Here is a 14,191-nt window from a genome sequence, read left to right as displayed (position 1 = left end):
CCCGAAGGTCAAACGGAAAGACAGCAGTTAGAGAAAGCCGGTTGAAATCCAGGGTATCGCGGCAACGACAATCAGCCCTACGATCAACGCCCCCATATAGCCGACGATAGGACGGATGCCCGCATCGGGACTGACCTTGCTGATCGCACACGCGGAGTAGTAGCCGACGCCGAACGGCGGCGAAAAGAGACCCACACCCATCGAGAGAATCACCACGATCGCGTAGTGAACTTCATGCACGCCCGCAAGCCGCGCGATTGGAAACAGCAACGGTCCGAACAGCACGATCGCCGGAATGCCTTCAAGCACGCTGCCGAGCATCACGAACACGACGATCGACACGGCCAGAAAACCGTATGCGCCGCCCGGCATTGCACCCATCCATTGCGCCAGGTCCTGCGAGAAACCCGATTGCGTGAGGGCCCATGCCATTGCCGTGGCGCAGCCGATAATGAACAGAATCGCACCCGACAAAGTGGCTGCATCGACAAGCATGCGGGGCAGCCGTCGCCACTCGAAACGGCGATAGATAAGGAGGCCGATCAGCATCGAGTAGGCGATGCCGATGGTCGACACTTCCGTAGCGGTCGCGATGCCCTCGACCACCGCGGCCCGGATCACGAACGGCAACGCCAGCGCGGGCAGCGACACAATAAAGAGCCGGCCTATCTGCCGCTTGCTGAAGCGCTGCGTGCCGCTCAAATCCTCCTTCCGATAGCGCCACCACACGACGACGCACAGAACGAGCGCGAGCACGGCGCCCGGCAACATCCCCGCAGTAAAGAGCGCGGAAATGGAAAGCCCGGTGACGGAGCCAATCGTAATCAGCACGATGCTCGGCGGAATGGTTTCGCTTTGCGCGCCGGTGGTGGCCAGCAAGGCGACGAGGTCGCCTTCGGACGCGCCGCGCTTTTTCATCTCGGGAAACAATACGGGCGCGATGGCCGCCATATCGGCCACTTTGGAACCGGAGATGCCGGACACGAGATACATCGCACCGATCAGCACAAACGACAGCCCGCCGCGCACATGACCGACAAGGCTCGCGAGGAACTGGATCATCGCGCGCGCCATGCCTGTCATTTCGATCAGCAACCCGAGAAAGACGAAGAGCGGCACGGCCAGCAGCACGAGATGCGACATGCCTTCGTCCATGCGCCCCACGACTACTTCCAGCGGAGTGTAGGTCGACAGGCCGAGATAGCCGAACGTGGCGAGTGCGAACGAAAAGCCGATTGGCACGCCGGAGAAGATGCCGATTGCAACCACGCCCACAAAGAAGATGACCAGATTCGCCTTGCCGAGCGTCTGGAACCACGGTCCTGCCCACATCGCCGCTGCGCCGAAAAGCGCCGCGATCACCAAAGCGATAAGGACGTCGCGCATGCGGCAAGTCTGTGCGAGCCGCATCACGCCGACGACCAGCATCAGCGCGGCGCCATCGGCAATGCAAACGCACGCCACGCATTGCTGATCTGCAAAGCAGGCGTGACGATGGCCGCTTCGCCGGATGCGTAGTTATAGGCGGGCGCAACGAGCAGCGCCAGCAATGCGACCGACGCCGCAACGGCAAGCGTGTCGACAAATGCGCGACGCTCCGCCGATAACCGGCTGACGAGCGCGGTCATACGCATGTGTTCGCCGCGTCGCAATGCGAGAACAGCGCCTAGCATCGCGAGCCAAAGGAACAGGATGCCGGCCAGTTCATCCGACCACACCAGAGGTTGATGCAACGCGTAGCGCGATACCACGCCCGCCAGCATTACCACGATTTCCACAGCAAGTAGCAGCGCCGCGCACACTTCGACGACCGAAATGAGGCCGCGGTCGAGCGCCTTCAGCCAGCGGCGCGGCGTGCTCACCGTCGGCAATGGCACAGCGGCCTGCGCCGCGTTCAATACGTGATTCGACATACTGCCATCTCCTCGCGGCCGTGCGCCGCGCGTCGTCCGATGCTTGCCCGCGCGGTGTTGCATCAGGCCAGTTTGCCGACCGATTGCTCGAGCAGGTCCCACGCCTCATTGCCGAACTTGCCTTTCCATTGCGCGTAGAAACCCGCTTGACGCAGCGCCGCGCGAAACGAATCAGGCGCGGGCCGGTTGATCGCAAGGCCCTTGCTTTGCAGATCGGCGACCGCCGCGTCGTTGAGCTTGCGCACATCGTCGCGCTGCTTCAGCGCGCACTGATTGAACGCGTCGCTCGCAATGCCTTGAAGGTCTTTCGGCAGACGCTGCCATGCGCGCGGATTCAGTACGAACCAGTAGCCGTCCCACATGTGATTCGTCAGTGAGCAGTACTTCTGCACTTCGTAGAGCTTTGCGACCTGCACGATAGGCAGCGGATTTTCCTGCGCATCGACAATATGTGTTTGCAACGACGAATACACTTCGCTGAATTGCAAACTGGTCGGTGCGGCGCCGAGCCCCTTGAACATGTCGATGCTGAGCGGGCTCACCGGCACACGAATCTTCAGTCCGCGCATGGTCTGCGCGCTCGTGATCGGTCCGTTGCTGGTGGTCGTCTGACGAAAGCCGTTGTCCCACATCTTTTCAAACGACTCCAGTCCGGCCTTCTGCATCGCCGCGCGCACATAAGCGCCGAGCTTGCCGTCCATCGCGGCCCACACCTGGTTGTAGTCGTTGAACGCAAAGCCAACGGCGTTGATCGCAACCGACGGCGCGAGCGTCGATACGACGAGTGCGGAGGGCGTGAACATTTCAATGCCGCCGCTGCGCACCTGCGCGAGCATGTCCGTATCGCCGCCGAGCTGGTTGTTCGGGAATATACGGATCTCCATGCGCCCCTTCGACGCCTCGCGGATCTGATTGGCCGCCTCCTGGGCCCGAACGTTCAATGGATGAGTCAGCGGCAGGTTATTGCCGTACTTGAACACGAACTCCGGGCCGGATGCAGCACGCACAATCGCCGGAAAGCCGAGCGCGCCGGCCATCGGCGCGGCGGCTGCGGCACGCAGCAATGCGCGTCTCGCGAGGTTGGTCATTTGAGTGTCTCCTTGCTTATAATTGATGTGACTGACGAATCCATCAAAAAACATCATCACCTGCTGGCAACGCGCCGACTTCCGATCGGCTGCGTTGAGTTGTCGTGTGATAGCTGCAAGACTAGGCGTGCGCGGCAATCGCTGTCAAACCGCGAACCTGATGGTTTTTGATGGACTTCCAATCTGCGAAGGACGGTTATGGCCGAGCCGGTTAACCTCATCACCGCCGCACGTGCCCGCATTCCGGACATCGCGCGCGCTGCGGGCGTCTCCACTGCCACGGTGGACCGTGTGCTCAACAGGCGCGAAGGCGTGCGCGCCGTCACCGCACGGCGTGTGCTGGAGGCGGCCGCGCAACTCGGCTATCTGCTCACACAGGAAGCGCCTGCTGCGGCCGCTTCCAGACCCATGCGCATCGCGTTTCTGCTGCCCGCCGGCACGAATCGCTATCTGCATATGCTGGGCGACTATATCGACTTCGCGCACGATCAATGGAATGCGCTCGACATGAAGTGCCGCGTGCACTACGTCGAAAGTTTCAACCCTAAAGAACTGGCCGACCGTCTGCTGCATTACGGACAACGCGCGGATGGCGTTGTATTCATGGCGCTCGAGCATCCTGTGGTGCGCGATGCAGTCAATGCGCTGGCCGACCAAGGCGTGCCCGCGATCACGCTCATTTCGGATCTGTCGAATGCGCGGCGTCTCGCTTACGTGGGCATCGACAATCGTTCGGCGGGACGCACCGCGGCACTGTTGCTCGGTCGTTTCATGGGTCCTCGGCCGAGCGGAAAGATCGCAATGCTAGCGGGCAGCCTCAACTATCGCGGACATGAAGAACGCGAGATCGGCTTTCTTCATCTGATCGAATCCACCTTTCCGCAAGTGCGCGTCATCGGACTCCGCGAAGGACAGGACGATAGCGAGCGCAACTATATGCAGACGCGCAGGCTGCTCGAGCAGCATCCGGACCTCGCCGGCATTTACAACAGTGGCGGCGGATCGGATGGCGTGGCGCGCGCAATCGTCGAAGCGCGCTCGGAACAGAAGATTCTTTTCGTCGGGCATGGGCTGACGCCGGACACGCGAGCCTTGCTAATCGACGGGACCATGGACGCATTGATCACGCAGACTCCGCAGGCCATGGTAGGAAACTGTTTGCGTATTTTCCGCAACGTGCGCGACAAGCGCGATGCAATGAGCGACGTGAAGCCCGTGCAGTTCAGCATCGTGCTGCGCGAGAATCTGCCCTGATAGGCGGCCCTCATCCATTCCCCCACCCCCAGTAGTGCCTCAACGCATATCGTCAAAATCCGATATATACTTCGTCCAGTAGCGATGCAGACGTAAGGCAACGCGACGCATCAACGCGCCGCGCGCCTGCTCATTGAAACCGCATGACGGTAGTTGACGAATGAAACGAACCCCCATCGCGCCGGACATCGACGCGATACACAAGGCGCTCGCCAATCCGGTGCGTCGCGAGATTCTTGGCTGGCTGCGCGAGCCGCATGCGCACTTCGCCGACCAGGAACTCCCGCTCGACCACGGCGTATGCGCAGGCAAGATCGACGCGCGCTGCGGGCTCTCGCAGTCCACCGTGTCGGCCCATCTCGCCGCGTTACAGCGCGCGGGACTGGTCACGTCGAAACGTGTGGGGCAATGGGTGTTCTTCAAACGCAACGAGGCCGTTATTCAGGCGTTTCTCGAGCATATGAACTCAAAGCTCTGAGTCGTCCGGCATCGCCGCTTTCCGTCACTTTCTTGTTGTCACGCAACTCTTTTCGGCAAGGCGTCCGCGCCTCCGCCAAAGGTGAATATTTATGCCGACTCTTTTCGATCCGCTGCAAATTGGCGACCTCACGCTGTCGAACCGCATCATCATGGCGCCGCTCACGCGTCAGCGCGCGGAGGAAATCCGCGTGCCGAACGCGCTAATGGCGAAGTACTACGCCGAGCGCGCAACGGCAGGGCTCATCATCAGCGAAGCCACTTCCGTCACGCCGCAGGGCGTGGGTTATGCCGACACGCCGGGCATCTGGTCGCAGGAACAGGTAGAAGGCTGGAAGCTCGTCACGCAGGCCGTGCACGCTGCCGGCGGCAAGATCTTCCTGCAACTGTGGCACGTGGGCCGCATTTCCGATCCGCTGTTCCTGAACGGCGAGTTGCCGGTTGCGCCGAGCGCGATTGCCGCGAAAGGCCACGTGAGCCTCGTGCGCCCCGAGCGTCCGTATGTGACGCCGCGCGCACTCGAACTCGATGAAATCGCGGGCATCGTTCAGGCCTTCCGCAAAGGCGCGGAAAACGCGAAAGCAGCGGGCTTCGACGGCGTTGAAGTGCACGGCGCGAACGGCTATCTGCTCGACCAGTTCCTGCAGGACAGCACCAATCAGCGTACCGACGCCTACGGCGGCCCGATCGAAAATCGCGCGCGTCTGCTGCTCGAAGTCACCGACGCCTGCATCGACGTGTGGGGCGCACAGCGCGTGGGCGTGCATCTCGCGCCGCGCCGCGACTCGCACGACATGGGCGATTCGAATGCCGCGGCAACCTTCGGCTATGTGGCCCGCGAACTCGGCAAGCGCAAGATCGCGTTCATCGCCGCACGCGAAGCGTTGGGCGAAGATCGCCTTGGCCCGCAGTTGAAGAAGGAATTCGGCGGCCCGTACATCGCGAACGAAAAGTTCACGAAGGAAACCGCGCAGCAAGTACTCGACGCAGGCGAAGCCGACGCGGTGGCCTGGGGCCAGTTGTTCATCGCGAATCCCGACCTCGTGCGCCGCTTTGCGACGAACGCGCCGTTGAACAAGCCGGACCCGGCTACGTATTACGCTCGTGGCGAGACGGGTTATGTGGATTATCCGGCGCTGGAGACTGTGGAATAAGCAGTGGAATAAGCAGTAAAGCAAGAAGATTCGCTGCTGCAAACATGTAGTGAAAAGCGGCGGGTGTCATCGGAGCATGTGCAAAACTCCGGCGACGCCCGCCGTTTTTTTTGCTCTGCGTCGCGCAAAGCGTGCACGTCAAAAACCGCATCAACCGAGATCGCGTCGCATGAAAACGCGCTTCGATTCATCAAGCCCTCGCGCAATGTGCGCATCGCGCCGCGCAATCAGCGCGTCATCAAGCTCGGCTTCTTCGATATCGCGGAAGCCGAGTCGCCGGTAATACGGCGCATTCCACGGCACGTCGCGATACGTCGACAAAACAAGCTGCATGAGCCCGCGCGAACGCGCCAGTTGCGCGATTTCTTCGATCAACGCCGCGCCGATGCGCCGCCCCGCATGCGAGGTCAATACATCCAGTTCCTGAATGTAGATGCGCGCCGGTTGCGGCTCGAACATCAGGAATCCGGCGCGCGTTCCATCGCTATCCACCGCGACGATAATCTCCTGCGCCGCAATCTTGCGCTCGACAACAGAGAGGCTCATCGGCGGCGCATCCGCGATGCCGGTCATGCCGACGCTCGCGAAGCGCGCGCCCGCTTCGAATTCGATCGCGCGAATGGTTTCTGCATCGTCCGCTTTTGCAAAACGGAAACTGACGCCGGCCGGTTGTTGCATGTGAATCGGAACAAAACCGGCGCGGTTAATCTCAGGCTCGTTACGCATATCCCGCTATATCCAGCCTTCGATTTTCAAGCCGCTCACGCGCTCCGCTTCTTCGCGCGAAACGGCGCGCACGGTCTGCCCGAAACTCCAGATATGTCCTTCCGGATCGCGCGCCGCATAAACACGGTCGCCATAAAACTGATCCGCCGGCTCGCGCGTGATGACAGCGCCCTCGGCCCGCGCGCGGGCGCAATGTTCGTCGATGCCTTCGCTTAGTTGCACGTGCACCGATTGCGTATTCTTCCCGCCGACCGATACAGGACTCACGGAGTCTTCCGACCATTCGCGGCTGATCATCACGTAGCTATCGCCGAAACGCATTTCCGAATGAGCGAGTTGCCCGGCGTCGTCGGTAATCACCATTTGCCGCTTGAAGCCGAAAGCCCGCTCGAGCCATTCGAGCGCGGCGAACGGGTCCTGGTAATAGACGGCCGCGCCCAATGACGGCCGATGCGTCGATTCACTCATGACAAGTCCCTTGCAAACCGGAGCCCGAGCGCGGCGCTCCTGCAATTTAACTGACACGACGACGCGTTATTGACTCCCGGAGGCCGCGGACGCCGCGCTGCCCGATTGGCCCGAAGCACCGGCCGCCGCCGTATCGCTCGCGCGTTTCGCGGCGTCGCTCTCACCGCTCGTTCCATTCGCGCCCGCCGAATTGCTCATCACACCGCTGCTGGCGGAACTCGTGGTGTCCTTGTTCGCGTCGTCCACCTTCTTGCAGCCGGACGCGCCCATTGCCAACGCGGCAATCGATACGGCCAGCAACGCGCCTTTCAGATTCGAATGCATGGTAGCACCGTTCGGTTCGCCGTCGCGCAAGGCACGGCTTGGGTTAGTCGATGTCAGCCACGCGCAGCATCGCTCATGCCCGCGCGTATGCGCGACAGGTCGCACGCGACCGCGGCAAGCGGCTTGCTGGGAAGCTAGTCTCGCCCGCAAATCTGGCGATGCCACTAAAAGGAGAACCGATCATGCTGCTCAGCGACGAAGAACTTGCGCGCCTCGAAGGCGTTGCGCCTTTTCTCGAGAGCGAGGCAAAGACGTCGCTCAACTTTGCGCCTGACTACGAAGTGACGGCTGAATTCGCGGCGCATCTGCAGCCGGGCCTGCGCATTCGCGCGGCTAATCAGGACTCAGGCGATGCCGACGCGCCGCCTTATCCGCTGAACCTGTTCGTCGGCTTGCCGCTCGACGAATTGCGCGAACTCATCGAAGCCAAAGACAGCGCACGCGATGCAATGATCGCGCGCTTCGGCGCGTCGTTCACGCCGCGTCTGTTGCGTGCAATCGAAACCGAGACGCCCGGCGCGATCAATCTCGATGCGGGCGTGCAGAACGAGGCGGGCACGCTGTCGGTGATGCTTGCGGAGCTTTCACAAACATGACGCAACGCGAACCGTTGCTGCTTGTAGTTCGTTCCGTCGCTTGCAGATTTGACAGCGGCCGCGGCCTTGCACGCCGCGGCCGCGCGAGGTCACTCGTTGCCCACGCCCTTCGAGACTTCCGCCGGACTGCCGTACTCCTGTTCCGGCAAACGTTCGAGCGCGTCGAGCACTTCGTCGTCGGCGCCGTTGCCTTTTGCGGTGTCCAGCAGACTCGCCTTGTCGGCGGGATACGAGGCGCCTTTCAGCGCCTTCTGGACATCGATGAATTTGCGAATCGGACCGCCGTTGGAACTGGTCGAATTGCTATTGGACGCCATATGCATCTCCTTGAGGTTCGTCATCGGGTGGCAGACGATGCAGCATCGCGCGTTCCTCGCGCGCGTTCACACGTCGCGTGGCAGCGTCGCATGCAAACGCACTCTTTCGCCGTGTCAGGAATGAATCTGGCTGCTGCCATCTATAGGGCCGCCGCGGTACGGGCGGCCCGGTTTCTTCTTCTCAAGCAAGCAAGCAAGCAAAGGATCTTGCCGTGAGCACTGCGGACCGCGAAGCCATTCTTGTCAACCAGCAAGCGATTCTGGCGCGATTCGGCGAGCTTGCGTTGCGTTCCGACGATCTCGACGAGATCCTCACCGAGGCCTGCCGGCTCGTGGCCGAAGCGCTGCAAACCGACATGGCGAAGGTGATGGAACTACAGAAGGACCGCGTCACGCTCGTCGTGCGCGCGGGAGTCGGCTGGCCGCCGGGCGTCGTCGGCGAGGCCAGGGCGCGCGCCGAGCGCGGTTCGTCCGAAGGCTATGCGCTGCAAACCGGCAAGCCCGCGATCTCGCCCGACATCGCCAATGAAAAGCGCTTCCGCTACTCGCAGTTCATCGTCGATGCGGGCGTGAAGGCGCTGATCAATGTCGTGATTCTTGGCGGAAAAGACCGGCCCGCGTATGGCGTGCTGCAGGTGGACAGCCGCAAGCCGCGCGACTTTAGCGACGTGGACACCGAGTTCCTGCGCTCCTACGCGAACCTGCTCGCCGCTGCGGTCGAACGGCTTCGCATCGCCGCCGAAACGCGCAAGCACGCGACCTCTCTGCGCGAAAGCGAAGAGCGTTACCGCATGCTGGCGACGCAGATTCCGCAACTGGTGTTCACCTGCACGAGCACGGGCGAGCGCACCTGGGACAGTCCGCAATGGACCGAATACAGCGGACTGCCGGAGAAGAACAGCCGCGGTCTCGGATGGCTCGATGCGATTCATCCCGAGGACCGCGACGCCACCATGGCGGCATGGACTTCGAGCGAGGCGCAGGGCGAATATGCGGTCGCGCATCGCATCCGTCGCGCGGACGGCGCGTACCGCTGGTTTCAGACGCACGCGAGGCCGGTGCGCCCCGAAGGACGCACGGTGACGTGGCTCGGCACATCGACGGATATCGAGGACCAGGCTCGCATACGCGAAGCGCTGGAACGCAGCGGCGAGGAACTCGAAAGACGCGTGTACGAGCGCACGGCCGAATTGCAGCAGGCACTCGACACGCTGCATGTGGAAGCGCGCGAACGTTCGCGTGCGGAAGAACGTCTGCGTCACAGCGAAAAGCTGAAGGCGATCGGCCAGCTCACAGGCGGCATCGCGCACGACTTCAACAACATGCTGCAAGCAATCATGAGTTGTCTCGGCCTGATTCGCGTGCGCATGCAACAAGGCCGCCCAAGCGACGTCGTCACGCTCGTCGAGCGCGCGGAAAAAGGCGCGGTGCGCGCCGCGACTCTCACGCACCGTCTGCTCGCGTTCGCTCGCCAGCAAACGCTCGAGCCGCGGCTCGTCAGCCTCGACGCGATCGCGCACGACATGGAGGACATGATTCGCCGCGTGGTCGGCGCGAGCATCAACGTCGAGCTGAAACTCGGCGACGGCGTGTGGCTCGTGCAATGCGATCCGAACCAGATGGAAAGCGCGCTCGGGAATCTGTGCGTGAATGCGCGCGACGCGATGCCGGACGGCGGCTGGCTCACCATCAGCACGAGCGAAGTGATCCTGAACGAAGCCGAGGTGGCCGACTTCGAGGACGCGCTGCCCGGACGCTACTGCTGCATCGCGGTATCCGACACGGGCACCGGCATGTCGCAAAAGATCATGGAGCACGCGTTCGAGCCGTTCTTCACGACGAAGCCTTCGGGCCAGGGCGTCGGTCTCGGCCTGAGCCAGATATACGGCTTCGTCAGACAGTCCGGCGGAATCGTGCAGATGCAAACTGCCGTCGGCAAAGGGACAACGGTGCGCCTGTACATGCCGGCCTCGGTGCAACGCGAGGATGTCGAAGAGCACAGCACTGGCCCCGGCAAAACCATCATGCTCGTCGAGGACGAAGAGATCGTCCGCGAAGTTACCGCCGAGCAATTGAGGGAACAGGGCTATCGCGTACTCGAGGCCGACAGCGGAGCCGCGGCGCTGCGGCTGCTGCATGCGGGCGCGCGTTTCGATCTGCTGATCAGCGACGTCGCCCTGCCCGGCGCGCTGAACGGCCGCCAGGTCGCCGAGTCGGTGAGGCAGCGTTATTCGCGGATGCCCGTGATACTCGTCACAGGCTATGCACCGGGCGATACACCGTCCGATATGGAAGTGATCAGAAAGCCCTTCTCTCCCGAAGTACTCGCCGCGCGCGTGCGCGCTAAACTGGAGCAATCGCAAGCCGGCGTCGACTAACCGACGCAGTCGCCCCGCGCGGCGATCGGCACTTAAATTTTTTTGTCTCGCAGATCGACACCCATGCCAGTTTATGACTACCAGTGCGCCGAATGCGGCAACTTCGAAACGGCGCGCCGCATTGCCGAGCGCGATGAACCCGCGCCCTGCCCGCAGTGCGGAAACGCTGCCGCGCGCGTGGTGATCGGCGCACCGTCGCTCGGCGGCGGCTCAGCCGATTCGAGCGACGACGCGGGCAGTTACGGCATGCGCCATCGCAGCGGATGCTCGTGCTGCTGAAGCATTTTTTCGTATTACCGGAAGCTGCTTGCGCGAACCCGGCACGAACTGTGCTGCGCGTTCGATAGAATCATTCCGGGAGAAATAACATGAGACCAGCAGAAGCGCGCTCCAGCTCGGACAGCATCAACACTATTCCGCCGACCTCGAGCCCCGCGTACGCATCGCGCAATCCGGTCACGCGCGCATTCGACGTGTTCGCCAGTTCAGTCACGCGGATCGCGGGTTCGCCCATCGCATTCGGCCTCGCGCTCATCACGATAGTCGTTTGGGCCGTCACGGGACCGGTCTTTCATTTTTCCGACGCGTGGCAACTGGTCATTAACACGGGCACGACGATCATCACGTTCCTGATGGTCTTTCTGATCCAGCAAAGCCAGAACAAGGACAGCGTCGCGATGCATCTCAAACTTAACGAATTGCTCGCGTCGCATCGGGCGGCGAACAACCAGTTGATCGGTATCGAAGACGCTTCCGAAGACGATCTGCGGCGGCTCGCGGCCGCGTACCTGCGGCTGGCAAGCCGCGTCGGCGCGCATGGCAGGGAGAGCGTCGACGTCGATGCGTGTGTGGAGAAAACCGCGGCGGAGAAGGCTCGGAACGAGGGGAACAACGAAGCGAAAAGCGAAGCAAAAACCGAAGCCAAGGAAAGCGAACGCGCCTGATCCCGCGCCTCACGCCTGCAATCTCATGCGCGGCCTCGCACGCCGCGCGCCCCGCTTCGCTTCACGCATTCACGGCTCCGGGTTCAGCAAATCCGCCGCGACCAGTTCCGCGCCCTTGCGCGCGGCAGCCTCGCGCGCTTCCAGCGCGGTCTCGAATGGACCGATCATCGGCGCGCCGTCGTAAGGGAAAATCACGCGGTCATCCGTCGTCCTCACGACTTTCAGGTCGCCGGTGAACGTGCCGGTCGCCGTACGTCGATACGTCGGGTAGATCCTGTAATCGCTCGCGGTGGTGGGCGCACCGTCGGGCGATGCGAAGTCCCGCAGCGAGCTATTGCGAAAGTGCAGCTTCCTTCTCACCATCTCAATCCCTGCAATTGCTATCGTCGACTGGTTAGGGGCCTTGTAAAAAATCACATGGCGATGGCGCATACGCGGACACGGCGCGCATCCAATGCGCGCCGCGCTCTGTCGTCACACGGGCTGCCGGCGTGTCAAAAGCGAACGCCGGCAAGCCTGCTACAGCGAATCAGGGCTGACGTTGTCCGCCCTGATGCTGCGGCGTCTTCTGCTGGTTCTGCTGTTGCTGGCCGCTCTGCTTGCCCGCATTCTTCGGATTACCAGGTTGTGTATTGGATTGCTTCGGATCGCTCATCTCTGCTCCTTGGTTTGCGAAAGTAGTGGCCGGAGGCACCGGCGTTCCGCACTGCATGCTTTACGCGACTATTCAGCGACTATTCAGGGCTTTCCTCCTCATACTCGGTACGCACGCCCTTAGGCAGCCACGGTTCCTTGCGGCGGCACCACAGTTCGTAAGTAGGTTCGTAAAGCCCGACGTTATCGAACGCGCCGAGCGGCACGTCCAGTTCATCGCTTCCCAGATATTCCATGAAGGCCACCGACCCGCAGGTCGGGCAAAAGTATCGGCGTCCTTCCGCCGAACTTTGCCAGGCCTGCACGGGACCGGTGAACTCGACAGCGTCGCGGGCGAACATCGCATAGGCGCCGAATGCGCTGCCGTGAACGCGGCGGCACGTCATGCAGTGACACAGCGATACGCGCCGCGGTTGAGCGGTGACGCGAAATCGCACCGCTCCGCATGCGCATCCGCCTGTCTGTTCAGCTTGTCCGCTTTGTGTGGGTTCACTGTCTTGCGTGCCCATGCTGTCGCCTCCGGTCCGAGGTTGCGGTGTCGTCGTGTCGAGCGCCATTCGCGCGCCATTCGGCGCGTTACTTGTCGCTTTTCTTCGGAATCTTCGCGCCCGATTTACGGGCCTGGTTCAGCGCAATGGCGACCGCCTGCTTACGCGGCTTGCCATGTTTCGTTTCGGTCTTGATGTTGTGCGAGACGGTTTCTTTGGATGTTCCTCTTTTCAGCGGCATGATCTTCTCCCGTCAGTTGACGCGTTGATCGGAACGCAGCGGGCCGGCTGGCCGGCCTCGGCTGCCATTACAGCTACGACTCAAACTACCATTCAAACGCAGCACGCCACGTGCCACATGGCGTGCTGCGCGAGGCCGGCGTCGACGGAGCGCGGGCTTGCCGCTTCGCGCGGCTCCATCGGCGGAAAGCAGGCGTTACTGCTCCGAGACGCCCTTCTTCGACGCCAGTTGCTGGGCGCGCTGGTAGTGCTCCTTGATGGTCGGCAGCGCCTTTTGCGCGGCCTGCTTGAGCTTCGCGTTCTGCCCGTCGGCAATTTCCTTTTCGAAAGCCGCAATCGTCTTCTTGTGGCCTTCAAGACCGAGCTTCTGGATATAAGCCTGATCGAATTCCTTGCCCTTGAGCGGCTTGAGCGCGTCGAGCACGCTCGTGTCGGAATTGTCCTTCGGCACTTCGACGCCGTGCGGTGCGGCCATCTTCAGTTGGACCGTCAACTTTGTGTGGTCGATCATCATGTGATGCGCGAACGACTTCACGTCCTTGTCGCTGGAGTTGCTGGTCGCGAGTTTTGAAGCGTCGATTTCCGTCGACGAAGACATCGAGGCGGCCTGAACGAAGTCTTTGTCCACCTGCGAGAGCGGATTCGCGGCGGTGGTGGAAGCGGCTTCCGTCTGCGCGTTAGCAGCGACCGGAACCAGGCTGAAACAACCGCACGCTAGTGCAATTACTGTCATCTTCTTCATGCGTTTCCTCACTTGTTCGAACGGGGTAGCCAGGGTGGCGCAATGTTCGTTGCGACACCGGTAGGCCAGCAACCCGCATGCCGCGGCGCGTCAAGCAGACGAATTTTTCGCGGCCTCGCACGCGAACGCCGGACCAAAGCATCGCACCGCTCGGGACCGTGCCTTGCTGATTGCACTTGCCTTCCAACCAACCGAGGGAGAACGCGATGGCAACCAAACCGAACGACCCGAACGAATCCAACGAGTCCACGCAAAACGATTCCGGCGAAGGAACATTTGAAACCGATGTGTCGGAAACCGGCGAAGACGGCACCACTGTCCGGCAAGCGGAAGTGAAGGAAAGTGACTTGTCGGAAGTGAAAAAAGACCAGTCGTAAAGCGTGTCACGATGGCCGCGTGCGCGCTTATCGCGGACGCGGCCGCAACCC

18 protein-coding genes and 1 pseudogene are annotated in these 14,191 nt (G+C 61.9%); 8 read left to right on the top strand and 11 right to left on the bottom strand.

Annotation, left to right across the window (positions count from 1 at the left end):
• Nucleotides 1-27 precede the first annotated feature (27 nt).
• Nucleotides 28-1,913 (bottom strand): annotated as a pseudogene (locus BGRAMDRAFT_RS13905) (TRAP transporter large permease).
• Between the two features lie 62 nt (nt 1,914-1,975).
• Nucleotides 1,976-3,001: a TRAP transporter substrate-binding protein gene (locus BGRAMDRAFT_RS13900; protein ID WP_006049393.1), complete on the bottom strand. Its 1,026-nt coding sequence runs from the start codon at nt 2,999-3,001 to the stop codon at nt 1,976-1,978.
• A gap of 198 nt (nt 3,002-3,199) precedes the next feature.
• On the opposite strand from BGRAMDRAFT_RS13900, the gene BGRAMDRAFT_RS13895 reads away from it, so the two are divergent.
• The 3 genes from BGRAMDRAFT_RS13895 to BGRAMDRAFT_RS13885 all read left to right on the top strand — a co-directional run bounded on the left by BGRAMDRAFT_RS13895 (nt 3,200) and on the right by BGRAMDRAFT_RS13885 (nt 5,886).
• Nucleotides 3,200-4,255 carry a LacI family DNA-binding transcriptional regulator gene (locus tag BGRAMDRAFT_RS13895; protein WP_006049392.1) on the top strand — a complete coding sequence of 352 codons (1,056 nt, stop codon included), beginning with the start codon at nt 3,200-3,202 and terminating at the stop codon, nt 4,253-4,255.
• A gap of 160 nt (nt 4,256-4,415) precedes the next feature.
• Entirely contained in the window at nt 4,416-4,733 is a 318-nt protein-coding gene (locus BGRAMDRAFT_RS13890) for an ArsR/SmtB family transcription factor (RefSeq protein WP_006049391.1), read from the top strand.
• Between the two features lie 91 nt (nt 4,734-4,824).
• Nucleotides 4,825-5,886 (top strand): alkene reductase, encoded by a 1,062-nt coding sequence (locus BGRAMDRAFT_RS13885; RefSeq protein ID WP_006049390.1) that lies wholly within the window; start codon nt 4,825-4,827, stop codon nt 5,884-5,886.
• 150 nt (nt 5,887-6,036) lie between these two features.
• Here the strand turns inward: BGRAMDRAFT_RS13885 and BGRAMDRAFT_RS13880 are convergent, their stop codons facing one another.
• The 3 genes from BGRAMDRAFT_RS13880 to BGRAMDRAFT_RS13870 all read right to left on the bottom strand — a co-directional run bounded on the left by BGRAMDRAFT_RS13880 (nt 6,037) and on the right by BGRAMDRAFT_RS13870 (nt 7,404).
• The gene (locus BGRAMDRAFT_RS13880) at nt 6,037-6,564 is read right to left on the bottom strand and encodes a GNAT family N-acetyltransferase (protein ID WP_044021068.1); all 528 of its coding nucleotides are present in this window, start codon (nt 6,562-6,564) and stop codon (nt 6,037-6,039) included.
• Between the two features lie 54 nt (nt 6,565-6,618).
• The gene (locus BGRAMDRAFT_RS13875; RefSeq protein ID WP_006049388.1) at nt 6,619-7,080 is read right to left on the bottom strand and encodes a VOC family protein; all 462 of its coding nucleotides are present in this window, start codon (nt 7,078-7,080) and stop codon (nt 6,619-6,621) included.
• Between the two features lie 66 nt (nt 7,081-7,146).
• Nucleotides 7,147-7,404, bottom strand: coding sequence for a hypothetical protein (locus BGRAMDRAFT_RS13870; RefSeq protein ID WP_006049387.1), 258 nt, complete (start codon nt 7,402-7,404; stop codon nt 7,147-7,149).
• A gap of 182 nt (nt 7,405-7,586) precedes the next feature.
• Between BGRAMDRAFT_RS13870 and BGRAMDRAFT_RS13865 the strand changes: the two genes are divergently transcribed.
• Nucleotides 7,587-8,000, top strand: coding sequence for a hypothetical protein (locus BGRAMDRAFT_RS13865; protein ID WP_006049386.1), 414 nt, complete (start codon nt 7,587-7,589; stop codon nt 7,998-8,000).
• Between the two features lie 89 nt (nt 8,001-8,089).
• Here BGRAMDRAFT_RS13865 and BGRAMDRAFT_RS13860 read toward each other — a convergent pair whose 3' ends face one another.
• The gene (locus tag BGRAMDRAFT_RS13860; protein ID WP_006049385.1) at nt 8,090-8,317 is read right to left on the bottom strand and encodes a DUF2795 domain-containing protein; all 228 of its coding nucleotides are present in this window, start codon (nt 8,315-8,317) and stop codon (nt 8,090-8,092) included.
• A 212-nt stretch (nt 8,318-8,529) separates the two neighbouring features.
• Between BGRAMDRAFT_RS13860 and BGRAMDRAFT_RS13855 the strand changes: the two genes are divergently transcribed.
• From BGRAMDRAFT_RS13855 to BGRAMDRAFT_RS13845, 3 genes are all read left to right on the top strand, one after another.
• Nucleotides 8,530-10,695 (top strand): response regulator, encoded by a 2,166-nt coding sequence (locus BGRAMDRAFT_RS13855; RefSeq protein WP_006049384.1) that lies wholly within the window; start codon nt 8,530-8,532, stop codon nt 10,693-10,695.
• Nucleotides 10,696-10,758: 63 nt separating this feature from the next.
• A complete protein-coding gene (locus BGRAMDRAFT_RS13850; RefSeq protein ID WP_006049383.1) occupies nt 10,759-10,974 on the top strand; it encodes an FmdB family zinc ribbon protein in 216 nt (71 codons plus the stop codon).
• A gap of 89 nt (nt 10,975-11,063) precedes the next feature.
• The gene (locus tag BGRAMDRAFT_RS13845; RefSeq protein ID WP_006049382.1) at nt 11,064-11,639 is read left to right on the top strand and encodes a low affinity iron permease family protein; all 576 of its coding nucleotides are present in this window, start codon (nt 11,064-11,066) and stop codon (nt 11,637-11,639) included.
• A 69-nt stretch (nt 11,640-11,708) separates the two neighbouring features.
• On the opposite strand, the gene BGRAMDRAFT_RS13840 is transcribed toward BGRAMDRAFT_RS13845, so the two are convergent.
• From BGRAMDRAFT_RS13840 to BGRAMDRAFT_RS13830, 5 genes are all read right to left on the bottom strand, one after another.
• A complete protein-coding gene (locus BGRAMDRAFT_RS13840; protein WP_029966222.1) occupies nt 11,709-12,002 on the bottom strand; it encodes a DUF6723 family protein in 294 nt (97 codons plus the stop codon).
• A 166-nt stretch (nt 12,003-12,168) separates the two neighbouring features.
• Entirely contained in the window at nt 12,169-12,294 is a 126-nt protein-coding gene (locus BGRAMDRAFT_RS35850) for a hypothetical protein (RefSeq protein ID WP_006049380.1), read from the bottom strand.
• Nucleotides 12,295-12,373: 79 nt separating this feature from the next.
• Complete coding sequence (locus BGRAMDRAFT_RS13835) at nt 12,374-12,802, bottom strand: GFA family protein (RefSeq protein ID WP_006049379.1); 429 nt, start codon at nt 12,800-12,802, stop codon at nt 12,374-12,376.
• 67 nt (nt 12,803-12,869) lie between these two features.
• On the bottom strand, nt 12,870-13,022 hold the full coding sequence (locus BGRAMDRAFT_RS34995) for a DUF6496 domain-containing protein (RefSeq protein WP_006049378.1): 153 nt from the start codon (nt 13,020-13,022) through the stop codon (nt 12,870-12,872).
• A gap of 195 nt (nt 13,023-13,217) precedes the next feature.
• Nucleotides 13,218-13,763: a DUF4142 domain-containing protein gene (locus BGRAMDRAFT_RS13830; RefSeq protein WP_006049377.1), complete on the bottom strand. Its 546-nt coding sequence runs from the start codon at nt 13,761-13,763 to the stop codon at nt 13,218-13,220.
• A gap of 206 nt (nt 13,764-13,969) precedes the next feature.
• Here BGRAMDRAFT_RS13830 and BGRAMDRAFT_RS34990 point away from each other — a divergent pair, with 206 nt between their 5' ends.
• Nucleotides 13,970-14,140, top strand: coding sequence for a hypothetical protein (locus BGRAMDRAFT_RS34990; RefSeq protein WP_006049376.1), 171 nt, complete (start codon nt 13,970-13,972; stop codon nt 14,138-14,140).
• Nucleotides 14,141-14,191 lie beyond the last annotated feature (51 nt).

This window comes from Paraburkholderia graminis C4D1M, assembly GCF_000172415.1.
In the GTDB taxonomy this organism is placed as follows: domain Bacteria; phylum Pseudomonadota; class Gammaproteobacteria; order Burkholderiales; family Burkholderiaceae; genus Paraburkholderia; species Paraburkholderia graminis.
This window is presented reverse-complemented; position numbering and strand designations above follow the sequence as displayed.